This window comes from Vibrio cholerae ATCC 14035, assembly GCF_000621645.1.
GTDB lineage: Bacteria > Pseudomonadota > Gammaproteobacteria > Enterobacterales > Vibrionaceae > Vibrio > Vibrio cholerae.
The window spans coordinates 27,354-49,083 of sequence record NZ_JHXR01000021.1; the positions used below are offsets into that span (position 1 = coordinate 27,354).

A 21,730-nucleotide genomic window follows, 5' to 3' on the forward strand; every position below is an offset into this window, starting at 1 on the left:
GCATGAACAACAATCGAACCATTACACTGGCTTGGACTGGCGCTTCCGGAGCGCCTTACGGGCTGCGCTTATTGCAATGCTTGTTAGCGGCAGACTATCAGGTGTACCTACTGATCTCTTCGGCGGCGCGAGTGGTACTGGCGACTGAGCACGGCTTGAAACTGCCCGCCAACCCTGAAGCGGCGCAAGCGGCTTTGGTGAAGCATCTGGGCTGCGCCAGTGATAAGTTGGTGGTGTGTGGAAAAGAAGATTGGTTTTCGCCAGTGGCTTCCGGTTCGGCTGCCCCCAAGCAGATGGTGGTGTGTCCATGCTCGGCAGGCAGTGTAGCCGCGATTGCTCATGGCATGTCTGATAATCTGATTGAACGCGCCGCTGATGTGGTGCTGAAAGAGCGTGGACAACTGCTGTTGGTGGTGCGTGAAACGCCATTCTCCACTTTGCACTTAGAAAATATGCTTAAGCTCTCGCACATGGGGGTGACTATCATGCCTGCTGCGCCGGGTTTTTATCATCAGCCACAATCGATTGACGATCTGGTCGATTTTATGGTGGCGCGCATTCTTGATCATCTTGGCATCGAACAAGCGCTCGTACCGCGTTGGGGCTATGATCAACGCGTGCGCGGCGAGTAATGACATGGCCAGTCGCGATTTTCCGCTACTGGCTAATTACAAGATTTCCCATTACAATCCAACCCACTCACGGGGGGCCACCCATTCATCCGAATGGCGCTGAGATCAAGCACTGCTTGGGACCCGCAATGACTGCGATGTTCGCGGTTGAACCTGAACCAGATAATGCTGGCGTAGGAATTGAGCTAGGTTTGCAGAATGGAATAATGGACGATTCTCTGCCTCCCTCAAGCCTGTGCCGCTCATTAAGGAGAGCGAGCCTTGAAATTTCAACTGACTGCGGTTGCGTTAGCAACCCTATGTGTTGCCTCAGCAGCGTCTGCTGCACCAACCCTCACCGTTTACACTTACGACTCTTTTGCCGCCGAATGGGGACCTGCACCTGCGATTGAAAAAGCGTTTGAAGCACAATGTGGCTGCGATCTGCAATTTGTCGCTTTGGATGATGGCGTGTCGATTCTTAACCGTCTGCGTTTGGAAGGCAGCAACAGCAAAGCCGATGTGGTGCTGGGGCTCGATAACAACCTTATCGAAGAAGCCAAGCAAACCGGATTATTGGCGACCCACAGTGTGGATACCAGCAAGGTGACTCTGCCCAATGGCTGGAGTGACAACACATTTGTGCCTTACGACTATGGCTATTTCGCTTTCGTCTATAACAAAGAGAAGCTGGCTAACCCGCCAACCAGCTTGAAAGAGCTGGTGGAAAAACGTGATGATCTGAAAGTGATCTACCAAGACCCGCGCACTTCAACGCCGGGACAAGGTTTACTGCTGTGGATGAAATCTGTCTATGGCGACCAAGCGCCACAAGCGTGGAAGCAGTTGGCGAGCAAAACGGTCACTGTGACCAAAGGTTGGTCAGAAGCTTACTCTATGTTTCTCGGTGGAGAGGCGGATCTGGTGCTCTCTTACACCACATCGCCGGCCTATCATTTGATTGCAGAAAATGATGCACGTTTTGCCACAGCGAATTTCAGCGAGGGGCATTACCTGCAAGTGGAAGTGGCCGCCAAAGTCAAAAGCACTAAAAATGGCGAGCTGGCGGACAAGTTCCTGCAATTTATCCTGAGTAATGAGTTCCAAAGCGTGATCCCAACGGGTAACTGGATGTATCCAGTGACGGCGGTTGAACTGCCAAAAGGGTTTGATACTTTGGCGGTACCGACACAATCTCTTTCTTTCAGCGCACAGGAAGTCGCGCAAATGCGTAAGCCATGGATTCGTGAGTGGCAGCAAGCGCTGAGCTTTTAAGGTTAAGCGTTGAATCGAACTCCTCAATTAGGCTTTTGGGTCGCGGCTGGTGTCGCGACCTTTGTCCTCGCGGCATTAGCGGCGCTGCTCTGGCAAGCGCCACCGCTCAATCTGAATCTGATCTGGCAAGATGCCTATTATCGGCATGTTACCCAGTTCAGCTTTTATCAAGCCTTCTGGTCCACCGTGCTCAGTGTGGGGTTGGCAATTCCGGTTGCTCATGCCCTCAGTCAGCGCCGTTTCCCCGGTCGTGATTTACTACTGAAACTGTTCGCGATGACGCTGGTTTTGCCCGTACTGGTGGCGATTTTTGGTTTAATCGCGATTTACGGTAATAGTGGTTTTTTGGCCAAAACGCTGCACAGTGTCGGGCTCTCGCTGCCGTTTTCGATTTATGGTTTAAACGGTATTTTACTTGCCCATGTACTGTTTAATTTGCCTTATGCCAGCCGTTTGCTGCTGCAAAGTTTAGAAGCGATCCCCAGTGAGCAGCACAAGCTGTGCGCCCATCTCGGCATGAGCCGTTGGCAAAAGTTTAAGTGGGTCGAGTGGCCACGCTTGCGTCAGCAACTGCCGCACGTTGCAGGCTTGGTGTTTATGCTTTGCTTTACTAGCTTTGCAACCGTGATGGCGCTCGGCGGCGGGCCTAAAGCAACCACCATTGAGCTCGCGATCTACCAAGCGATCAAATTCGATTTCGATCTGCAAATTGGCGCGTTATTGGCGATTTGGCAGATGTTGCTATGTACCTTACTGACTTTTACCCTGCAGCGTTTTTCGCATTCACGCCCCATGAACAGTTCCGGGAGTAAGGTGACTGAGCGTTGGGTACGTGATTCATGGCGCGCCAAAGTTTGGGATACGAGCTGGATTGTCGCCGCATGTGTCTTGGTATTGCCACCATTAGTGATGGTGGTGCTGGCAGGGCTCAATTCAAAGCTTGGCAAGGTACTGACGAGCGGCGATTTTTGGTCGGCAGTCAGCCACTCTTTGCAAGTGGCGAGCTTAGCCAGTAGCTTGGCTCTGGCCAGTGGAATCGCGATGTTACTCACCAGCCGAGCCTTGCGGTTGAAAGCGGCTCATCGCCGCGCCAATGGCGTGGAGTGGATCGCGACGTTAATTCTGGTCACGCCGGGATTAGTGGTGAGTACCGGACTCTTTTTGTTGCTGCGTAATATCACCGATGTGTTTAGTTTAGCTTACTGGATTGTGGTCGCAGTCAACGCGCTAATGGCGCTGCCTTACGTCGTAAAAACCTTGAGCCAACCTATGTGGCACTTGGCTCAGCAATATGAATTGCTGTGCGCCAGTTTAGGCATGTCTGGTTGGCGTCGATTTCGTTTAGTGGAGTGGCGCGCGCTGCGTAAGCCTCTCTCCCATGCGTTTGCGATCGGTTTTCTGCTCTCGATGGGGGATTTAAGCGCAATTGCCCTGTTTGGTAGCCAAGATTTTCGCACACTGCCGCTCTATCTTTATCAACTGCTCGGCAGCTATCAGATGGATACCGCGGCGGTCGTTGCGTTGGCCATGCTGATCATGAGTGTGGGTTGGTTTTATGTGATTGAGCGGCTGTTTGCCCAGCGTCCGCTTACCAAACGCTAATAAGGAAAAGCATGTTAGCTCTAGATAAAGTGCGTTACGAATATGAGCACGAATGGTTCGAGTTTGATCTGAACGTGGCTGATGGCGACATTGTGGCGCTGATGGGACCCAGTGGCGCGGGTAAATCTACCTTGCTCAGTCTGGTGGCGGGTTTTATTGAACCGGTGAGCGGCAGCATCAAGGTCAATGATCAGTCGGTACTCGGTTTAGCGCCTTATCAACGCCCTTTTTCGATGCTCTTTCAGGAGCACAACCTGTTTGCCCATCTTACCGTGCGTGAAAACATCGGCTTAGGTTTACATCCAGGCCTCAAATTGAACGCTGAGCAGAAACAGCAAGTGGTTGATGCCGCTCAGCAAGTAGGAATTGCCGACTACCTAGATCGTTTACCTGAGCAACTTTCCGGCGGGCAACGCCAGAGGGTGGCACTCGCGCGCTGTTTTGTGCAGCCGAATCCGATTTGGTTGCTTGATGAGCCATTTTCGGCGCTCGATCCTTTGCTGCGTGAAGAGATGCTTGCTTTGGTAAAACAGTTAGCCAGTGAGCGGCAGCGCACTGTTGTGATGGTGACCCACCATCTTAGTGATGCGCGTGCCATCGCCAGCCAAATCGCATTTTTGAGCCAAGGTAAAGTGAAGGTGGTGAGTGATTGTCAGGCAGTGACAGCGCAGCATCCTCATCCTGAACTGGCTCAGTTTGTGGCGGCGGCACTGAGTGAGCCGAAATAACGCTGAGTGAACGGATATACATCGACCGTAAAGAAAAAGGTTAGCTTGCGCTAACCTTTTTTGATGCTGTTGGTTAAAACGAGATGGCTTGCGGCCTCGCGTTTTATTCCGCTGAATCCAGATCGTCTTCACTCTCTTCTTCGATCTCTTGTTTTGCCAACATCGCTTCTTTCAGCAGTTGGAAGATCTCGCGAGACGATTTTGGCGGCTTGTTGCCCGCTTTTTCTTTGCTGGCTTGACGCGCTAACAGACGCAGACGTTGACGATCCGCTTCTGGGTATTGCTCCATCGCCACTTCAATCGCGCTATCCCCTTCGGCAACGATGCGATCACGCAGTTGCTCCAGTTTGTGCAGTAATGCAGTGGTTTGCGAGTGCTTGTTACGCAGCTTATCCAGTGCCGCTTGCAGTGGCTCTGGGTCAATATGGCGCATCAGTTTGCCAATGTATTGCAGTTGGCGGCGACGAGCTTCGTTTTTAAAACGCTGCGCATCTTTGATCGCTTCAGCCAGATCTTCTGGCAGTGGGAATTTGGCTAACGCGGAAGGTTTTAATTCAACCAGCTCTTCGCCGAGCTTTTGCAAGGCTAGCATGTCATTTTTCATTTCGGTTCTACTGACCCAAATGATCTCTTCTTCCTCTTCCCAAGGGGCTTTTTGGTTTTTACGTGCCATATTCTTCATCATGATGAGTTACTTATGTCGGCTATTTTAGCAAGAATCGTGGGGAGAAAGCGAAATTCTTGTTATCCTAATAACATCAATAACCAATGGTTGAATGAAATATGGATGTAAAAGAGCGAGTTGCGCTGCAGCGTCAAGAGCTGGAAGCTGCGGTTGCTAAGGCATTAGAGCTTGCAGCGGCGAGTTCGGATGCGGCTGAAGTGGCGATCACCAAGAGCACGGGATTAAGTGTTTCGACCCGCATGTGTGAAGTTGAAAATGTTGAATTCAACAGTGATGGTGCACTTGGAATTACTGTTTACCGCGGTCAACGTAAAGGCAGCGCTTCAACATCGGACTTGAGTGAAAAAGCGATTCGACAAACCGTATTAGCCGCGCTGGATATTGCTCAGTATACTTCGGCCGATCCTTATGCTGGCCCTGCGCCGAAAGAATTGATGGTGCAGGATATTCCTGATCTTGACCTCTTCCATCCTGATGAGCCGAATCCCGATGTGGCGGCGCAAATTGCCATTGCGGCAGAACGTGCGGCCTTAGGCTACAGCAAGAAAATTAAGCAAAGCGATGGCGGTAGTTATGATAGCCATTTCGGCATTCGTGTTTACGGCAACAGCCACGGTGTATTGGCTAGCTATGCCTCTAGTCGCCACAGCATTAGCTGTAGTGTGATTGGTGAAGGCCGCAACGGTGAAATGGAGCGTGATTACAGCTACACCGTGGCGCGTCACCGTGACGATTTATGGACGCCAGAAAGCGTGGGTTTGCAAGCGGCGGAAAATACGGTGAGCCGTCTGGATCCGCAAAAGCTGAAAACGGGTCAGTTTCCAGTGATGTTTGCGGCAGATGTAGCGACAGGTTTAATCGGTCATCTGGTGATGGCGATCAGCGGTGGTAACTTATATCGCAAATCGAGTTTCTTACTCGATCATCTTGGCAAAACCATTCTGCCGACGTGGTTCAATATCAGTGAGCGCCCGCATGTGATGCGTGGTTTGGCTTCCAGCCCATTTGATAGTGAAGGGGTTCGTACCCAAGATCTGGAAATCATCACTGATGGTGTGTTGGCAACTTACTTACTGACCAGTTACGCCGCGCGCAAAATGAATATGACGCCAACCGGTCATGCGGGTGGCATTCATAACTGGTATGTGAAATCGACTGGTCAAAACTACCAACAGATGCTCAAAGAGCTGGGTACCGGCTTATTGGTGACCGAAGTGATGGGACAAGGTGTGAATGTGGTGACGGGAGATTACTCACGTGGCGCTGCTGGTTTCTGGGTAGAAAACGGTGAAATTAAATACCCTGTTTCTGAAATCACCATTGCGGGTAACCTCAAGCAGATGTTGCAGCAGATTGTCGCGGTGGGCAGTGATATCGAAACGCGCTCCCAGATCCAAACCGGTTCTATTTTGATTGAATCAATGAAGGTCGCAGGCGAGTAAGCTCTGAGCCATTGAATGAAAAAGCCGACAGAAAGTCGGCTTTTTTGTCGAATCAATTTGGGAAATCGGACATTAACTGGCCAGCAGCAAAGTGGCTAGACCGAGAAAAACGGATAAACCAATCACATCGGTGACGGTGGTGAGCGCCATCCCGCCAGCGAGAGCGGGATCGATGTTCATCTTTTTCAGCAAAATAGGAATGCTGACTCCAGCAATGCCGGCCACGATAAGGTTGGTCATCATCGCCGCGGAAATGATCCCGCCAAGCATCCATTCTCCTTTCCACACTACGACGATGGCTCCGATGATCAATGCCCAGGTAATGCCATTCAGTAGGCCGATTGCCGCTTCTTTCATTAGAAGTTCACGCTTGTTACTGTCACCGATGTGACCGAGTGCCAGCCCCCGAATCACCAGAGCCACGGTTTGGTTACCGGCCACGCCGCCCATGGATGGTACTATGGTCATCAGCACAGCAACCGCCGCCATTTGTTCGAGAGTCGCTTCAAACATGTTCGAAACCGAAGCCGCAGCAAGAGCGGCTAGCACGTTGGCCCCAAGCCAAATACTGCGTTTGCGCGCTGATTTGACGACAGGGGCGAAGGTATCTTCGTCATCATCCATACCCGCCATACTCATCATCGAGTGTTCGGCGTCTTCACGGATAATATCGACCACGTCATCGATGGTAATACGGCCAACCAGATGTTGGTTTTCATCCACCACAGGGGCAGAAACCCAGTTACGCCGTTCGAACAGATTGGCGATGTCGGAGTCTTTCATATCGACTTTGATCGCTTCGTCCGCATCGTCCATCACTTCACTGACCGGCACATCCGGTTGGGTGGTGAGCAGAGTGACAAGAGAAAGATGGCCAATCAGTTTGCTTTCATCATCAATCACATACAGCGCATCGGTTGCTTCCGGCAGTTCGCCTTTCATACGTAAATAACGCAGTACAACGTCGACGTCCACATCGGCACGGATGGTGATCACGTCGGTGTTCATCAGACCGCCGGCGGTATCTTCCGGATAGGACAGAGCGGTTTCGACCCGCATGCGATCTGCGGCATCCATTTGGGACAGAACTTCGCGTGATACATCATCCGGCAAGCTACGCAATACGTAGGCGACATCATCGATGTCCATACCTTCGGTCGCTTCGGCGAGCTTCTCCGGTGCCATTTTTGACACCAGCGCGTCCTTAACGTCTTCATTCAGCTCGTCAAGGATTTCACCGTAATCTTCCGGGTCAGTCAGTTGCCACAACACCTCACGCGCTTTACGTGGTGAGGCTTCCAGCAGATGAGCAATATCTTCTGGCTCCATGTCCTGCAGTTGGCGGCGGACATGAACAAAGCGGCCATTATCTAAGGCTTCAGTGATTTCTTGGAGGGTGAGGTGAGCTTGGTCAAATTCGATCTGCTCGGCCATGGCTTCCCCCTAGGTTGGAATTGGAATAATGGTCAGCATGGTAACTTAATTTACCCGCTTATTTAATAAGATCTTAGTAAGGAATAAGGATTTCTTTACTCTTCTTTGCCTTGATAGGGCAGGCCGGTGGGGCGGCGCGATAGGTGGCTAGTGAGGAGCCTTACTCATCTTCATCAAATTTTTGTTCGATAAGCTGACAAACCGCTTGTAGAGCTTGTTCGGCTTGCGAGCCTTCGGCGGAGATCACCACGTTTTGCCCTTGTGCCGATTCCAGCATCAGTAACCCCATCACACTGTCGGCGGTTGCTTCACGGCCATCTTGGCTCTGTACAGTCAATACTGCATCAAAGGATTGAGCCAGTTGCACCAGTTTAACCGCTGCGCGCGCATGCAGGCCAAGGCGGTTTTGGATCAGCACGGTTTGGCTTAGTTGCGGCATAGGGGCTCCTAGGATTGCTGTTTTTCCAATGAAGTATGGCGGATCTGTACTTGATGACCAAGTTGGGCGAAATATTCACCCAACTGCTGCGTCAGGTAGACCGAACGGTGCTTGCCTCCGGTACAACCAATGGCGATGGTCAGGTAGCTACGATTGTTTTTCTCAAGCATGGGCAGCCAGTATTCGAAGAATTTTTGGATCTGTTGTTTCAGCTCCATCACTTCGCTATGACCTTCCAAGAAAGATTTGATCGGAGCATCCAGTCCTGTCAGCGGGCGTAGGTCAGGCTCCCAATGGGGATTGGGGAGAAAGCGCACATCAAACACGTAGTCGGCATCGGTTGGTAAACCGTACTTAAAGCCAAACGACTGAAACACCATCACAAGGTCTTTGCGCTCACGGCCTTCAATCCGCATTCGCACCGTTTCGCTCAGTTCATGCAGCGACTGGTTACTGCTGTCGAGCAACAAGTCTGCCTGCTCTTTGAGTGGGCCAAGCAGCTGTTTTTCTAACTCAATGGCTTGGGCAAGTGAAGGCTTGCTTTGACTGAGAGAGAGGGGATGAATGCGCCGTGTTTCACTGTAGCGTTTGAGCAAGGTCTCTTTACTGGCGTCGAGAAACAGCATGCTGACATCGTTGTTCTGCTTGAGCTGGTCGAGTACATCTTGTACCAAGCTTGGCTCTTTGGGCAGATTGCGGATATCAATGCTAACCGCCACGTTTTGTTGACTGCCTTGAACCGACTGGATAAAGGCTGTCAGCAGGCTGACGGGCAGGTTATCGACACAGTAGTAACCAAGGTCTTCGAGTACTCGAAGAGCGACGCTCTTACCGGCTCCCGATTGTCCGCTGACCACGATCAAACGCATACTGTTTGCCTGCTATTGGTTAACCATGATGTTGTACAGCTCTTGATCGCTGGCTGCGTTACGAAGCTGTTTGAGGATCTGTTTATCGTTGAGGCGTTCTGCCATGCAAGCGAGGGTTTTTAAATGCTCTTTGCACTGATCTTCTGGAACCAGCAGGGCAAACAAGAGATCCACCGGACGATTATCAATCGAATCAAATTCAATCGGCTCTTCACACTGCAATAGCACGGCGACGGCGTTTTCGCTGTCGGACATGCGTGCGTGTGGGATGGCTATCCCGTTACCAATACCGGTACTGCCCATTTTTTCGCGGCTTAACATGCACTCGAACAATTCGGTGGCATTCTGGCCAGTATGAAGGGCAGCGATTTCGCTGATGATTTCTAGTGCTCGTTTCTTACTAGAACATTGGACTGCACTTTTGGTGCAGTCCAATGAAAGTACTTCGCTCAATTGCATGATTAATGACTACTTAGCTTTTCTTTATGCTTATTCAATTGTCGAACCAATTTATCCACCAAACTATCGATGGCGGCATACATGTTTTCATCGTCCGCGTGGGCGTGAATTTCTGCTTGGTTTACGTGGAGCGTAGCTTCGGCGATCTGGCGCAGTTTTTCAACACGTAAAATGACTTGAACGTGATTAATGTGGTCGAAAAAACGCTCAAGTTTGTCAAATTTGGAGTGAACATAGTCTTGCATTGAATCGGTAAGATCAATGTGGTGGCCTTGAATGTTGATTTGCATAGACTTTCCTTCTCTAGTTTAGGCCTATAGCAGGCGTTTGCGCTGACTTGATGGGGCGATGCCAAGTGATTCACGATATTTGGCGATGGTTCGCCGCGCGACTTGGATGCCTTGGTCAGCGAGTAGGGTTGCGATCTTGCTGTCACTGAGTGGTTTGGCAGGATTCTCTGCCGCCACCAGTTTTTTGATCAGCGCCCTGATCGCAGTGGACGAGCACTCTCCGCCATTGTCAGTACTGACGTGGCTGGAGAAAAAGTACTTCAACTCAAAAATGCCGCGCGGGGTATGCATGTATTTCTGCGTGGTGACACGCGAAATTGTCGATTCATGCATTTCCACCGCCATCGCCACATCGTTGAGCACCATCGGCTTCATCGCCTCTTCTCCATACTCGAAGAAATCGTGTTGGTGTTCAACTATGCACTTGGCAACTTTGAGCAGTGTCTCGTTTCTACTTTCTAAACTTTTGATCAGCCATTTTGCCTCTTGCAAATTGGTACGGATGTAGTTGCTCTCCGCATTATTACCGCGCATCAGGTCGGCATACTGCTGATTGATCTTCAGTTTAGGCACACTATCTGGGTTGATGGTGACCAGCCATCGACCTTGTTCTTTATAGACTGACACGTCAGGTATAACGTATTCAGCGTGATCTTGGGCAATTCGACTGCCGGGGCGAGGATCGAGCTGTTGGATGAGTTGCAGGATCTCGCGCAAGTCCTCTTCTTTGAGCTTAGTCTCTTTCAGAATGGTTTTGTAATCGCGATTCCCTAAATCATCGATGTACTGTGAGAGCAGTAAACGCGCTTCTTCCAGCCAAGGAGTATCACAGGGATAGGTGGTGAGTTGCAGCAACAAGCAGTCTTGCAGATTAAGCGATGCCACACCAAAGGGGTCAAACTGCTGAATGCGTTTACGTACCGCTTCAATCTCATCCAACTCAATGTCATCACTGCGCAGGCTCTCTTGGATCTCCTCTAGTGAGACGGTTAAATAACCGTAATCGTCGATAGCATCGATAAGTGCAACGGCAATGGTGCGATCCACATCGCTAAAGGGAGTTAAGTCGAGTTGCCAGTGAAGATAATCTTGCAGGGTTTGGGTGGTTTCGCCTTGGTAGATAGGGGCATCATCATCGAGTGCCAGTCCTGTACTGCCAGTATTGGCGCTGTAGACTTCATCCCAAGTGGTATCCATCTCTAATTCAGCGCTGATTTCCGATTTTTCAATCAGATCCGAGCTATCCTGCGGTTCAGGTTCGTAGAGTTCTTCTGGCTCGCGCGGGCTTTCTTCCGTCATACGTACGCTATCAAGCGATGGCGCTTCGTCTTGGTTCTCTTCCACCTCTAACAAGGGGTTAGATTCCAATGCTTCCTGAATTTCTTGCTGCAGATCCAGCGTCGAAAGCTGCAACAGACGAATCGCCTGCTGGAGCTGCGGAGTCATGGCTAACTGTTGACCTAGCTTGAGCTGTAATGACGGTTTCATGCAGTAATGGATGCCTTGTTATTGTTAGTATTCATTGAACTCTACTCTGTTTTAATCATAGACGGAATTGTTCGCCGAGATAAACCTGCTTCACCTGTTCATTATTGAGAACATCTTGTGGCGTTCCTTCCGCAATCAGTCGGCCTTGGCTGACAATATACGCTTTTTCACACACATCCAGCGTTTCACGTACGTTGTGGTCGGTGATGAGGACCCCTAGACCGCGATCGCGCAGATGTTCGATGATTTTTTTGATATCGATGACCGAGATGGGGTCAACGCCAGCAAAAGGCTCATCCAGCAAGATAAATTGTGGGTTAGCCGCCAGAGCGCGGGCGATTTCCACCCGGCGTCGTTCACCGCCAGAGAGCGCCATCCCAGCACTTTTACGAATGTGCTGAATGTGGAATTCTTCGAGCAAATCTTCCAGCTTGTCCTGACGCTCTTCATGGGTCAGCTCTTCGCGGGTCTGCAGGACGGCCATGATGTTGTCTTCGACCGAGAGTTTGCGAAAGATAGACGCTTCTTGCGGCAGATAACCAATGCCCATCCGTGAGCGGCTGTGCATCGGTAGAATGCTGATGTCGTTGTCATCGATGGTAATGGTGCCTTCATCACGCGCGACAAGGCCGACAATCATGTAAAACGAGGTGGTTTTACCCGCACCATTAGGGCCAAGCAGGCCCACAATCTGTCCTGACTCAACTTGAAGACTGACGTCAGAAACCACTTTGCGCTTTTTGTAGCTCTTGGCTAAATGCTGTGCTTTTAAGATGGCCATAGTTACTCTTGGATTGCTTGTGGTTGAAGAACGGTAGAGACGCGCCCTTTGCCATCACTATCGGCAATCAGTTTCTGCAAGCTGATTTTGTAGCGGATTTTGCTGCCGCGAATTTCGCTGTCATCTTGTGACAACATGGCTTTATTGATCATCACTAACTCATCGTCGCGAACTTTGTAGTACAGCTCTTTGGCTTCACCATACAGGGTTTTGCCTTCATCAGTCAGTTGCGAGAAGGTTGCGACGTTGCCATAGCCTTCGATTTCTTCAATTTTGCCGTTTTCAGCATTACGGATCACGATCAACTTGTCGGCATTGATATTGATGCTGCCTTGCTTGAGTTTGACATCGCCTAAGAAGGTGACACGATTGCTCTTCATATCCAGTTGTTGACTGTCTGAGTCGATATAAACTGGTTGTTCTCTGTCGGTAGAGAGTGCATAAGCCTGAGTCGAGGCGAGCAAACAAGCAATAAGACTAAGGTGTGAGCGTTTCATATCTACCTTGTACTTGGTTATAAAGTTCAGCCGAATGATCGGCAAAGTTGCCTTTCATCGCTTGACCGTGTGTTTCAAATTGTGGGCCGCGCAGTTCGACGGGCTTATCGGCCCAGAAGTCACGACTTTTGAGTTGGATACTCATCTCGCTGGTGGTGAGAGTATCAAAGCCGGAGTCTGGAAGTAGATTTTTAGCCAAAACGTCGTCATATAAGGTCAGCACCTGATCTTTGCTCAGAATGCCTCTGCGTGCGGTGATTTCCCACTCTTGTAATGTTCCTTCCCGATACACTTTGAGTATCGGAGCTTTAAACAGGGTATTGCCGCTTTTAGCATAGTGATCCAGATGAATCGAAGTGATCACGTAGTTGCGGATACCTTGTTCGTCATACGAAATATTTTCTAAGTTCTCGCCACTGAACATAGGCAACTCCAAATTCGGAGCCACCTGAATCTTACTGTCTTGCTCTTGTCCCAATAAGTAATAGAGTGACCAAGAAGCAATAAACAACAGCAGAACGTAAACAATGCGCGACAAACTCATAGGCTCAGGCCTTTATGAACATCCAGTTCGTTACGCGCTTGCAAAATCAAATCGCACACTTCGCGCACGGCGCCGTGACCGCCTTTGATATGCGTAACGTAATTGGCACGTTGCGCCAGCAGTGGATGACCGTCGGCCACACACACACGCAGTGCCACCTTTTCCATAACAGGCCAATCGATGAGGTCATCACCAATGTAGCCGGTCTGCTCAGGAGCGATCGCCAGTTTCTGACAAATATCATAATAAGCCTGCACTTTATCATCCTGACCTTGATAGATCAGTGAAATGCCTAGCGCTTTCATGCGATTTTCAACAATTTGTGAGTGGCGGCCAGTAATGATCGCGATTTCAATCCCCGCATTCATTAACGCTTTCACGCCATAACCATCACGAGTGTGGAAGGTTTTTAACTCTTCGCCTTGGTTACCCATATAAATTAAGCCGTCAGAAAACACACCGTCGACATCGCAAATCAGCAGTTTGATCTGTTTGGCAATCTCCAGCAGTGAAGGTTCCACTTCTCCATACAAGGTTGAGACGGTTGAACTCATTACATCACTCCGGCTTTGAGTAGATCGTGCATGTTCAGTGCACCGACCAATTTATTATTTTCAACGAGCATCAGGCCATTAATGCGTTTGGCCTGCATTAAATTCAATCCTTCCACGGCCAGCAAATTGGGCTGAGCAACGGTTGGTTGGCGCGTCATCACATCGGCAATCACAGTGCTGTGAATATCGATGCGTTTATCAAGAATGCGCCGTAAATCACCGTCAGTAAAAATACCGAGTAGGGTGTCTTGTTCATCGACAATGGCTGTCATGCCAAGCCCTTTTTGACTGATTTCGAGCAAAGCATCTCGGATCAAGGCTTGTGGTGCCACTTTAGGCAGTGCATCACCACTGTGCATGATGTCATTGAGTTTGAGCAAGAGTTTACGCCCAAGTGCGCCACCTGGGTGAGACAAAGCAAAATCTTCTGCGGTGAAACCGCGTGCTTGCATCAGAGCCACCGCCAACGCATCGCCCATTACAAGAGTGGCGGTGGTGCTTGAGGTTGGCGCAAGCTCTAACGGGCAAGCTTCGCGCGGTACGGTGATTTGCAGATGGATATCGGCTAATTTCGCCATATTAGAGTTGGGGTTGCCTGTCATGCTGATCACGCGAATACTCAAGCGCTTGAGCACGGGAAGCAGGGCGAGGATTTCTGATGATTCTCCGGAATTAGAGATGGCGAGTACGATATCGCCACGCTCAATCATCCCGAGATCCCCATGTGAAGCTTCACCCGGATGTACAAAAAAGGCAGACGTTCCTGTACTGGCTAAGGTGGCGGCAATTTTCTTACCAATGTGGCCTGATTTGCCCATCCCCATCACCACGACTTTGCCCGTTTGATTGGCCAAAATCATCGCACAAGCACGCGCAAAATCCTCATTGATGTACTGCTCTAGCTGTTGCAATGCATGGATTTCGGTTGCTAGCACTTGTTTAGCGACCGTTTGGTAATCAAATGAATGGGGCATCCTCATCTTCCTCTTTAGTACACGGCGATATTCATGAACGGAGATATTTTCTCACTTAGATGTTCATTAATAGGTAAGTAATGTAACCGATGAAAGAGCACAGTAGGAGTGCGCCTTCTAAGCGAGTGATTTGACGTTTTTTGCCCAAAGCGACCCCAACCAGCAGCAAAGAGACACCGAGCATCACCCAAAAGTCACGACTCATGGCTTCAGGGCTAAGCAGAGAAGGGTTAAGTAAACCCGGTAAGCCCATCACCGCTAAAATGTTGAAAACGTTTGAGCCGATAATGTTACCGACCGCCATATCATCTTCGCCTTTAAGCGCGCCCGCCAATGAGGCAGCCAGCTCAGGTAAGCTGGTGCCCACCGCAATAATGGTTAAGCCGATCACCAGATCGCTCATTCCGAAATGCTTGGCAATCACCACCGCGTTATCGACCAGCATGCCTGCGCCAATCGGTAGCAGAATGAGGCCGACCACGACCCAAAATGCTGCTTTGGGGTTACTGACTCCAACCGGAATCTCCGATTCTTGTTCATCCAGCAAGGCATCGCCGTTTTGTTTCTCTTTGCGGCTCACTTGCAGCATGACCAAAATAAAGGCGGCAAACAGGGCGATCAGTAAGATGCCTTCATAGAAACCAAGGTGATTGTCCCACAAAATTGCACCGGCAATTAGGGTCACACCAATCATCATCGGCAGTTCTCGACGTAATACCGCAGAGCCCACTGAGAGCGGTTTAACGATCGCGGTGATACCTAAAATCAACGCGATGTTGGCAATGTTTGAACCGAGGACGTTACCCACAGCTGTATCGGTTTTCCCCTCTAGGGCTGCGGTGGCGGAAACCATCATCTCGGGTGCTGAGGAGCCCATCGCGAGGATAGTCATACCGATCACTAAAGGAGAGATGCCAATATTGCGAGCTAATGCCGCAGATCCGAACACCAATTTGTCCGCGCCCCAAACTAGGATTGCGAGACCGATAAACAGAAAGACCACCGCTTCAATAAGCATGTTGATTCCCACGTAATTAATGAAAATAAAGGCCAAAGGCTTGGATGCACCATGACTATCCCCTTCCTACTTGAAGCTGCAGCGGTGTTGGCTACGTTCGTTCACTCCAATCACAGAGTCTATCTATGCTCATGGGGACTCATTCACTTGCCGCCTACCTGCAACTCCAAGTTGTTTGGGTATAAGAGTCTCGACTCTTAGAGCAAGGCAAACACCTCCATCAATGGACGAATTCACGCAAGGTCAGGCATCTTCAGCCATTTAGGCAGAGAATTGGCCGCCAATTTTGACGTGTTGGGTATTAAAAGGGAAGTCGAAGTTCCAATTAATTATCCTTATCCCCTTGCGATTTTGCCTGTTTGTCACAGTAAACGTCAGCCTTTAAAGCTTGTTCCTAGGTTGTCGTCGGCATGCTATCGACTATGCTGGATGAAGACTTTTATCGAGTTTTTAGGCGCAAAATGAGTTGAACGACTTTGACAATTCTTGGTCAAGAACCCAAGCATGGATTGATGCGTGCTTTTAATTGCACCATATTGTGCATTATCATGCGCATTCTTTCAGGATGTCGACCTAACAGTGAAGTGCCCATATGTCTCAATCTGACTTAGTCACCATCAAAAATTTGCGTTTTTCGCGCTCGCAGCGCGTCATTTTTGATGACATAGATCTGCATGTCCCCAAAGGTAAAGTGACAGCAATTATGGGGCCTTCGGGAATCGGTAAAACCACACTGCTGCGTTTGATCGGCGGTCAACTCCTGCCAGAACAGGGAGAGATCTGGTTCGATGGTGAAAATATTCCCACCCTCAGTCGCCGCAAACTGTATCGTGCTCGTAAGAAGATGAGCATGCTGTTCCAATCAGGCGCGCTGTTTACCGATCTTAATGTGTTTGACAATGTGGCTTACCCATTGCGCGAGCATACCGAACTTGATGAAGCCATGATTAAAACCTTGGTGCTGCTGAAATTAGAGGCGGTTGGACTGCGTGGTGCTGCGTATTTAATGCCAAGTGAGCTTTCAGGCGGTATGGCGCGCCGCGCCGCACTGGCAAGGGCTATTGCACTCGATCCTGAGCTCATCATGTATGATGAGCCGTTTGTCGGACAAGATCCGATCACCATGGGTGTACTGGTTGAGCTGATCCGTAACCTTAATCGAGCCTTGGGTGTCACCTCTGTGGTGGTATCGCACGATGTGCCGGAAGTGATGAGCATTGCGGATTGGGTTTATCTGTTGGCTGATGGTAAGGTGATTGCGCAAGGTTCACCTCAAGCATTGCGCGACAATCCAGATCCGCGCGTACAACAATTTTTATGCGGCGATGCAGATGGCCCTGTGCCATTTCGTTTTCCTGCGCAGCCGATAGAACAGGAGCTGTTTAGTGCTAAATGATGTGATGCGATGGGTCAGCTCTGTTGGGCAACGCACGCTGGCGGTCAGTGAAACCTTTGGCCGCGCAAGCTTAATGCTGTTTGGTGCACTGGTAGGGCGTCCGCAGCCGATTCGCCATTTTCCGCTCCTCGTTCGCCAGTTATACAGCATTGGTGTGCAGTCACTGGCGATCATTATCGTCTCTGGGCTCTTTATTGGCATGGTGCTCAGCTTACAAGGCTATGTGATTTTGGTCGATTACGGCGCAGAAACCAGCCTAGGCCAGATGGTGGCGTTATCATTGCTGCGTGAATTAGGCCCAGTGGTTACGGCACTGCTGTTTGCCGGACGAGCGGGCTCTGCCTTAACCGCCGAAATTGGCTTGATGAAAGCCACCGAGCAGCTGTCTAGCCTTGAAATGATGGCGGTCGATCCACTGAAACGCGTTATTGCGCCACGCTTTTGGGCGGGAGTCATCTCCATGCCGCTGCTGGCGATGATTTTCATGGCGGTCGGCATTTGGGGCGGCCAATTGGTTGGAGTGGATTGGAAAGGCATTGATCACGGCAGTTTCTGGTCAGCCATGCAAGCTTCGGTTGAATTGGGCCAAGATATCGGTAACAGCACCATCAAATGTGTGGTGTTTGCGTTTACCGTGACTTGGATTGCTCTGTTTAACGGTTATGACGCGATCCCGACTTCAGAAGGGATCAGCCGAGCGACCACTCGCACCGTAGTGCACTCATCACTGGCCGTACTTGGGCTGGATTTTGTTCTAACCGCATTGATGTTTGGGAACTGATCATGCAACAAACACGAAAAATTGAATTTTGGGTTGGCAGCTTTGTCATCGCGGGAATTTGCGCGATTTTAGTGATGATTTTTCAGGTCGCTGACGTCAAAGGCCTTGGCTCCAGCAATACTTATCGCCTGACCGCAGAGTTTGACAATATTGGTAGCTTGAAAGTGCGCTCTCCAGTCAAAGTGGGAGGTGTGGTGGTTGGACGCGTTGAGTCGATCGCGCTGAACCCGAAAAATCTATTACCGACAGTTACCTTGGCGATCGACAGCCAGTTTAACCAGTTTCCTGAGAACTCAAGTTTGCAGATCCTGACGTCAGGCTTGATTGGGGAGCAATATTTGAGTTTAGTGCCCGGATTTGTGTTTGAAGATGAAGCCATGCTGAAAGAGGGCGATCGCATTGAAGACACCAAATCCGCATTAGTATTGGAAGATTTGATTGGCCAAGTGCTGTATAGCGTGGGTGGCGGATCAGACAAAGAGAAAAAGGAATAAGTGATGTGGAAAAAAGCGCTACTCCTCGCGAGTACCCTGTTAACGCCTTGGCTTGCGACAGCGGCCACCATTGATACCAGCAACCCTTATCAAATGATGAAAGCGGTGGCTGAGAAGTCGTTTGATCGTCTGAAAAACGAACAACCCAAAGTGCATCAAGATCCGCAGTATCTCAAAGTGATTGTGGAAGAAGAGTTGATGCCTTACGTGAACGAACAATACGCGGCGCTTAAACTGCTGGGGCCCAATCTTAAAGGGGCCAAACGTGAAGATGTGGCGGAGTTCGTTAAAGCGTTTCGCGCTTATTTGGTGACGAATTACGCGCAAGTGCTGACCCAATACACCAATCAAACCATTGAGTTTGGGCCTGAAATGCCATTGGAAGAGGATCGCCGCATCACTACAGTGAAAGTGGAAATCCTTGATGCGCCGCGTCCGAATATCAAACTGGAATTTAAACTGCGCCAAGAGAAATCGGGTGAGTGGAAAGCGTTTGATATGATTGCTGAAGGCATCAGCTTACTGTCCAGCAAACAGTCGGAATGGAGCGGGAAAATTCGTCAAGAAGGTATTCTGGCGGTCGCGAAAGAGCTGGAACAGTTAGCGAATCAACCGATCCGTTTTGAGAGTCAAAAGCAATGAGTCATCCACAATGGTCTGCCGAGAATGAACACCAGTTCAGTTTAATTGGCGAACTGGATCGAGAAACGGTACCCAAATTGTGGATCTTTCTCAAAAATTGGCAGCCGCAAGTGAAGCAAATCGAGCTTTCTTTGCAACAAGTTGTCAGAATTGACTCTGCGGGAATGGTGCTGTTAATTCACTTAATAGAGCATGCAAAAGTGAGAAACTGTCATATAATGCTCAGCTTCGTGCCAGAACAACTGCGCACACTGTTTCAGTTGAGCAATATTGAACATCTGATGTCTCAACACATAGCCAAACCAGCAGAGGTGAATTGTGGATAGCGCACAAGTCCAACAAATTTTACAACAAGCTCTTAATCTCGAAGAAATTCATGTCAAAGGAGAGGGCAGCCACTACGAAGTGATCGCTGTCGATGCTTGTTTTGCCGATATGAGCCGCGTGAAGAAACAGCAGATGATTTATGCCCCTTTAATGGGTTACATCCAACGTAATGATATTCATGCGGTCACAATGAAGACGTTTACCCCACAAGAGTGGGCACGCAATAAGAAGTTGATGTCCCTTTAAGGTTTTTATGGAAAAGTTTCGAGTTATTGGGTCCACGCAGCCACTCCAAGGCGAAGTGACCATTTCAGGCGCAAAGAATGCCGCCCTACCGATTTTATTTGCTTCAATTTTGGCGGAAGAGCCAGTTGAAGTGGCCAATGTGCCTCACCTACGTGACATCGATACCACTATGGAACTGCTTGAGCGTTTAGGCGCGAAAGTTGAGCGTAATGGCTCTGTGCATGTGGACGCAGGTCCAATCAACCAATATTGCGCACCTTATGATTTGGTAAAAACCATGCGTGCCTCGATTTGGGCCTTAGGTCCATTGGTGGCGCGTTTTGGTCAAGGTCAAGTTTCTCTGCCGGGGGGCTGTGCAATTGGTGCCCGCCCTGTGGATCTGCATATCCATGGTTTGGAGCAGCTTGGCGCAACCATTACCTTGGAAGATGGCTATGTAAAAGCCCACGTTGATGGTCGTTTGCAAGGCGCGCATATTGTGATGGATAAAGTGAGCGTGGGTGCCACGATCACCATCATGTGTGCCGCAACACTCGCAGAAGGCACTACCGTACTGGATAACGCGGCGCGTGAACCTGAGATTGTGGATACAGCTATGTTCCTCAATAAACTGGGTGCCAAAATCTCTGGTGCCGGCACGGACAGCATTACCATTGAGGGCGTAGAACGTCTTGGCGGTGGTAAGCATGCTGTGGTTCCCGATCGTATCGAAACCGGCACCTTCTTGGTCGCCGCTGCCGTATCGCGTGGCAAAATTGTTTGCCGTAACACTCATGCACATCTATTGGAAGCGGTCTTAGCTAAGCTTGAAGAAGCGGGTGCTGAGATTGAGTGTGGCGAAGATTGGATCAGTTTGGATATGACAGGGCGTGAGCTCAAAGCGGTTACGGTACGTACTGCGCCGCACCCAGGTTTTCCAACCGACATGCAAGCGCAGTTCACACTGCTGAACATGATGGCGAAAGGCGGTGGCGTGATCACCGAAACCATTTTCGAAAACCGCTTTATGCATGTACCTGAGTTAAAACGCATGGGTGCCAAAGCGGAAATCGAAGGCAATACCGTGATTTGCGGTGATGTCGATCGTTTAAGTGGCGCGCAAGTGATGGCGACCGATCTGCGTGCTTCTGCAAGTCTGGTCATTGCAGGTTGTATCGCCAAAGGCGAAACCATTGTCGATCGTATCTATCACATTGATCGTGGTTACGAGCGAATTGAGGACAAACTCTCAGCGCTTGGTGCCAATATTGAGCGTTTCCGCGACTAGCGTTAAACTCCTCATTCATGAATGGGCCGAAATCCAAGGGTTTCGGCCTTTTTCTTCCAGTGCCTTCGGAGAAGTTGCATGATTGCGTTATTGCGAATCTTGGCAGTGGCAGTGTTCGCTGTCTATATGTTTGTGTTTGGCTGCGGTTACTGTTTGTTCAGTCCACGTAACCCTAAGCATGTTTATACCTTTGGTAAGCAGTTTGCGGCGATGTCGAAAGTGTTCGGTATTAAGCTTGAATACCGCGCTCCGGCCGATGTCGATCAGCGTGGTCAGCACATTTATATTGCTAACCACCAGAATAACTGGGATCTGTTTACCGTTTCTAAAGCGGTAACGCCAAAAGTGGTCACCGTCGGTAAGAAAAGTCTCGCGTGGATGCCACTGTTTGGTCAGCTTTATTGGTTGACGGGCAATATCCTGATTGATCGCGCCAACAAAGCCAAAGCCAAAGGCACCATTGATCAAGTGGTTGATTCGATGAAACAGAGCGATGTTTCGGTGTGGATGTTTCCGGAAGGTACGCGCTCGCGTGGTCGCGGTTTATTGCCGTTTAAAGCGGGCGCTTTCCATGCGGCGATTGGTGCGGGTGTGCCGATTATTCCTATCGTGTGTAGCTCGACCGATAAGCTTAAATTCAACCGTTGGAACAACGGGCATGTGATTGTCGAAGTGTTGCCTCCCATCAGCACTGAAGGCTACAGCAAAGAGAATATCCGCGAGCTGTCACAGCACTGTTATGATCTGATGAAAGCCAAACTGGCACAGTTGGATGCCGAAGTGGCTGAGCTGAACCGTAAAGCCTAGCCGCAGTTTTGATCAAAACGAATAAAAAGAAAGGGTTGCCACTGGCAACCCTTTTGGTATTTGAGATCCAATAAAATGGA

Annotated in this window: 26 protein-coding genes; 13 read left to right on the forward strand and 13 right to left on the reverse strand. The window is 49.8% G+C overall.

Features of this window, described 5'->3' with window-relative positions:
• The first annotated feature begins 2 nt into the window (after positions 1-2).
• The 4 genes from T411_RS0112345 to thiQ all read left to right on the forward strand — a co-directional run bounded on the left by T411_RS0112345 (position 3) and on the right by thiQ (position 4,216).
• A complete protein-coding gene (locus tag T411_RS0112345; protein WP_001063923.1) occupies positions 3-632 on the forward strand; it encodes a flavin prenyltransferase UbiX in 630 nt (209 codons plus the stop codon).
• Positions 633-893: 261 nt separating this feature from the next.
• Positions 894-1,886, forward strand: a complete 993-nt coding sequence (gene thiB, locus T411_RS0112350) for a thiamine ABC transporter substrate binding subunit (protein ID WP_000671910.1) — start codon at positions 894-896, stop codon at positions 1,884-1,886.
• 9 nt (positions 1,887-1,895) lie between these two features.
• Positions 1,896-3,488: a thiamine/thiamine pyrophosphate ABC transporter permease ThiP gene (thiP, locus tag T411_RS0112355; protein ID WP_001082343.1), complete on the forward strand. Its 1,593-nt coding sequence runs from the start codon at positions 1,896-1,898 to the stop codon at positions 3,486-3,488.
• A gap of 11 nt (positions 3,489-3,499) precedes the next feature.
• Positions 3,500-4,216 (forward strand): thiamine ABC transporter ATP-binding protein, encoded by a 717-nt coding sequence (gene thiQ / locus T411_RS0112360; RefSeq protein ID WP_000880287.1) that lies wholly within the window; start codon positions 3,500-3,502, stop codon positions 4,214-4,216.
• Between the two features lie 103 nt (positions 4,217-4,319).
• Here thiQ and yjgA read toward each other — a convergent pair whose 3' ends face one another.
• Entirely contained in the window at positions 4,320-4,889 is a 570-nt protein-coding gene (yjgA, locus tag T411_RS0112365) for a ribosome biogenesis factor YjgA (RefSeq protein WP_000101588.1), read from the reverse strand.
• A 110-nt stretch (positions 4,890-4,999) separates the two neighbouring features.
• Here yjgA and pmbA point away from each other — a divergent pair, with 110 nt between their 5' ends.
• The gene (gene pmbA, locus T411_RS0112370) at positions 5,000-6,343 is read left to right on the forward strand and encodes a metalloprotease PmbA (RefSeq protein ID WP_000382640.1); all 1,344 of its coding nucleotides are present in this window, start codon (positions 5,000-5,002) and stop codon (positions 6,341-6,343) included.
• A gap of 72 nt (positions 6,344-6,415) precedes the next feature.
• On the opposite strand, the gene mgtE is transcribed toward pmbA, so the two are convergent.
• The 12 genes from mgtE to T411_RS0112430 all read right to left on the reverse strand — a co-directional run bounded on the left by mgtE (position 6,416) and on the right by T411_RS0112430 (position 15,690).
• Positions 6,416-7,777, reverse strand: a complete 1,362-nt coding sequence (mgtE, locus tag T411_RS0112375) for a magnesium transporter (RefSeq protein WP_000840452.1) — start codon at positions 7,775-7,777, stop codon at positions 6,416-6,418.
• A 160-nt stretch (positions 7,778-7,937) separates the two neighbouring features.
• A complete protein-coding gene (locus tag T411_RS0112380) occupies positions 7,938-8,216 on the reverse strand; it encodes an HPr family phosphocarrier protein (protein ID WP_001135899.1) in 279 nt (92 codons plus the stop codon).
• An 8-nt stretch (positions 8,217-8,224) separates the two neighbouring features.
• Positions 8,225-9,085, reverse strand: a complete 861-nt coding sequence (gene rapZ, locus T411_RS0112385) for an RNase adapter RapZ (RefSeq protein ID WP_001237198.1) — start codon at positions 9,083-9,085, stop codon at positions 8,225-8,227.
• Positions 9,086-9,097: 12 nt separating this feature from the next.
• Positions 9,098-9,544: a PTS IIA-like nitrogen regulatory protein PtsN gene (gene ptsN, locus T411_RS0112390; RefSeq protein ID WP_001177163.1), complete on the reverse strand. Its 447-nt coding sequence runs from the start codon at positions 9,542-9,544 to the stop codon at positions 9,098-9,100.
• A 2-nt stretch (positions 9,545-9,546) separates the two neighbouring features.
• Complete coding sequence (hpf, locus tag T411_RS0112395) at positions 9,547-9,834, reverse strand: ribosome hibernation promoting factor (RefSeq protein ID WP_001166643.1); 288 nt, start codon at positions 9,832-9,834, stop codon at positions 9,547-9,549.
• Positions 9,835-9,858: 24 nt separating this feature from the next.
• Positions 9,859-11,322 (reverse strand): RNA polymerase factor sigma-54, encoded by a 1,464-nt coding sequence (locus tag T411_RS0112400; RefSeq protein ID WP_000804830.1) that lies wholly within the window; start codon positions 11,320-11,322, stop codon positions 9,859-9,861.
• 55 nt (positions 11,323-11,377) lie between these two features.
• A complete protein-coding gene (gene lptB / locus T411_RS0112405) occupies positions 11,378-12,103 on the reverse strand; it encodes an LPS export ABC transporter ATP-binding protein (protein ID WP_000996178.1) in 726 nt (241 codons plus the stop codon).
• Positions 12,104-12,105: 2 nt separating this feature from the next.
• Positions 12,106-12,600, reverse strand: a complete 495-nt coding sequence (gene lptA / locus T411_RS0112410; protein WP_000830444.1) for a lipopolysaccharide transport periplasmic protein LptA — start codon at positions 12,598-12,600, stop codon at positions 12,106-12,108.
• A complete protein-coding gene (lptC, locus tag T411_RS0112415) occupies positions 12,581-13,144 on the reverse strand; it encodes an LPS export ABC transporter periplasmic protein LptC (protein ID WP_000059348.1) in 564 nt (187 codons plus the stop codon). The genes lptA and lptC overlap by 20 nt, the downstream gene beginning before the upstream one ends.
• Entirely contained in the window at positions 13,141-13,698 is a 558-nt protein-coding gene (kdsC, locus tag T411_RS0112420; RefSeq protein WP_000099767.1) for a 3-deoxy-manno-octulosonate-8-phosphatase KdsC, read from the reverse strand. The genes lptC and kdsC overlap by 4 nt, the downstream gene beginning before the upstream one ends.
• Positions 13,698-14,672 carry an arabinose-5-phosphate isomerase KdsD gene (gene kdsD, locus T411_RS0112425; protein ID WP_001120616.1) on the reverse strand — a complete coding sequence of 325 codons (975 nt, stop codon included), beginning with the start codon at positions 14,670-14,672 and terminating at the stop codon, positions 13,698-13,700. The genes kdsC and kdsD overlap by 1 nt, the downstream gene beginning before the upstream one ends.
• Before the next feature lie 55 nt (positions 14,673-14,727).
• On the reverse strand, positions 14,728-15,690 hold the full coding sequence (locus T411_RS0112430; protein ID WP_000904329.1) for a calcium/sodium antiporter: 963 nt from the start codon (positions 15,688-15,690) through the stop codon (positions 14,728-14,730).
• A gap of 592 nt (positions 15,691-16,282) precedes the next feature.
• Here T411_RS0112430 and mlaF point away from each other — a divergent pair.
• The 8 genes from mlaF (at position 16,283) to T411_RS0112470 (ending at position 21,650) form a co-directional block, all read left to right on the forward strand.
• A complete protein-coding gene (gene mlaF / locus T411_RS0112435; protein WP_000083183.1) occupies positions 16,283-17,086 on the forward strand; it encodes a phospholipid ABC transporter ATP-binding protein MlaF in 804 nt (267 codons plus the stop codon).
• A gap of 4 nt (positions 17,087-17,090) precedes the next feature.
• Positions 17,091-17,867 (forward strand): lipid asymmetry maintenance ABC transporter permease subunit MlaE, encoded by a 777-nt coding sequence (gene mlaE / locus T411_RS0112440; RefSeq protein WP_001887761.1) that lies wholly within the window; start codon positions 17,091-17,093, stop codon positions 17,865-17,867.
• A 2-nt stretch (positions 17,868-17,869) separates the two neighbouring features.
• Positions 17,870-18,361 (forward strand): outer membrane lipid asymmetry maintenance protein MlaD, encoded by a 492-nt coding sequence (gene mlaD / locus T411_RS0112445; protein ID WP_001187994.1) that lies wholly within the window; start codon positions 17,870-17,872, stop codon positions 18,359-18,361.
• A gap of 3 nt (positions 18,362-18,364) precedes the next feature.
• Positions 18,365-19,003: a phospholipid-binding protein MlaC gene (mlaC, locus tag T411_RS0112450; protein WP_000265517.1), complete on the forward strand. Its 639-nt coding sequence runs from the start codon at positions 18,365-18,367 to the stop codon at positions 19,001-19,003.
• Complete coding sequence (locus T411_RS0112455; RefSeq protein ID WP_000019311.1) at positions 19,000-19,329, forward strand: STAS domain-containing protein; 330 nt, start codon at positions 19,000-19,002, stop codon at positions 19,327-19,329. Before mlaC ends, T411_RS0112455 begins: the two co-directional genes overlap by 4 nt.
• Entirely contained in the window at positions 19,322-19,576 is a 255-nt protein-coding gene (gene ibaG / locus T411_RS0112460; RefSeq protein WP_000376481.1) for a BolA family iron metabolism protein IbaG, read from the forward strand. The genes T411_RS0112455 and ibaG overlap by 8 nt, the downstream gene beginning before the upstream one ends.
• A gap of 7 nt (positions 19,577-19,583) precedes the next feature.
• Positions 19,584-20,843: a UDP-N-acetylglucosamine 1-carboxyvinyltransferase gene (gene murA / locus T411_RS0112465; protein WP_000410586.1), complete on the forward strand. Its 1,260-nt coding sequence runs from the start codon at positions 19,584-19,586 to the stop codon at positions 20,841-20,843.
• Between the two features lie 78 nt (positions 20,844-20,921).
• Positions 20,922-21,650, forward strand: a complete 729-nt coding sequence (locus T411_RS0112470) for a 1-acylglycerol-3-phosphate O-acyltransferase (protein ID WP_000561039.1) — start codon at positions 20,922-20,924, stop codon at positions 21,648-21,650.
• The last annotated feature ends 80 nt before the right edge of the window (positions 21,651-21,730 follow it).

Coding starts and splice junctions, on each gene's coding strand:
- T411_RS0112345 (WP_001063923.1), top strand. CDS start 3: ATGAACAACAATCGAACCATTACACTGGCTTGGACTGGCGCTTCCGGA.
- thiQ (WP_000880287.1), top strand. CDS start 3,500: ATGTTAGCTCTAGATAAAGTGCGTTACGAATATGAGCACGAATGGTTC.
- yjgA (WP_000101588.1), bottom strand. CDS start 4,889: ATGGCACGTAAAAACCAAAAAGCCCCTTGGGAAGAGGAAGAAGAGATC.
- pmbA (WP_000382640.1), top strand. CDS start 5,000: ATGGATGTAAAAGAGCGAGTTGCGCTGCAGCGTCAAGAGCTGGAAGCT.
- mgtE (WP_000840452.1), bottom strand. CDS start 7,777: ATGGCCGAGCAGATCGAATTTGACCAAGCTCACCTCACCCTCCAAGAA.
- T411_RS0112380 (WP_001135899.1), bottom strand. CDS start 8,216: ATGCCGCAACTAAGCCAAACCGTGCTGATCCAAAACCGCCTTGGCCTG.
- rapZ (WP_001237198.1), bottom strand. CDS start 9,085: ATGCGTTTGATCGTGGTCAGCGGACAATCGGGAGCCGGTAAGAGCGTC.
- ptsN (WP_001177163.1), bottom strand. CDS start 9,544: ATGCAATTGAGCGAAGTACTTTCATTGGACTGCACCAAAAGTGCAGTC.
- hpf (WP_001166643.1), bottom strand. CDS start 9,834: ATGCAAATCAACATTCAAGGCCACCACATTGATCTTACCGATTCAATG.
- T411_RS0112400 (WP_000804830.1), bottom strand. CDS start 11,322: ATGAAACCGTCATTACAGCTCAAGCTAGGTCAACAGTTAGCCATGACT.
- lptB (WP_000996178.1), bottom strand. CDS start 12,103: ATGGCCATCTTAAAAGCACAGCATTTAGCCAAGAGCTACAAAAAGCGC.
- lptA (WP_000830444.1), bottom strand. CDS start 12,600: ATGAAACGCTCACACCTTAGTCTTATTGCTTGTTTGCTCGCCTCGACT.
- lptC (WP_000059348.1), bottom strand. CDS start 13,144: ATGAGTTTGTCGCGCATTGTTTACGTTCTGCTGTTGTTTATTGCTTCT.
- kdsC (WP_000099767.1), bottom strand. CDS start 13,698: ATGAGTTCAACCGTCTCAACCTTGTATGGAGAAGTGGAACCTTCACTG.
- kdsD (WP_001120616.1), bottom strand. CDS start 14,672: ATGCCCCATTCATTTGATTACCAAACGGTCGCTAAACAAGTGCTAGCA.
- T411_RS0112430 (WP_000904329.1), bottom strand. CDS start 15,690: ATGCTTATTGAAGCGGTGGTCTTTCTGTTTATCGGTCTCGCAATCCTA.
- mlaF (WP_000083183.1), top strand. CDS start 16,283: ATGTCTCAATCTGACTTAGTCACCATCAAAAATTTGCGTTTTTCGCGC.
- mlaE (WP_001887761.1), top strand. CDS start 17,091: ATGCGATGGGTCAGCTCTGTTGGGCAACGCACGCTGGCGGTCAGTGAA.
- mlaD (WP_001187994.1), top strand. CDS start 17,870: ATGCAACAAACACGAAAAATTGAATTTTGGGTTGGCAGCTTTGTCATC.
- mlaC (WP_000265517.1), top strand. CDS start 18,365: ATGTGGAAAAAAGCGCTACTCCTCGCGAGTACCCTGTTAACGCCTTGG.
- T411_RS0112455 (WP_000019311.1), top strand. CDS start 19,000: ATGAGTCATCCACAATGGTCTGCCGAGAATGAACACCAGTTCAGTTTA.
- murA (WP_000410586.1), top strand. CDS start 19,584: ATGGAAAAGTTTCGAGTTATTGGGTCCACGCAGCCACTCCAAGGCGAA.
- T411_RS0112470 (WP_000561039.1), top strand. CDS start 20,922: ATGATTGCGTTATTGCGAATCTTGGCAGTGGCAGTGTTCGCTGTCTAT.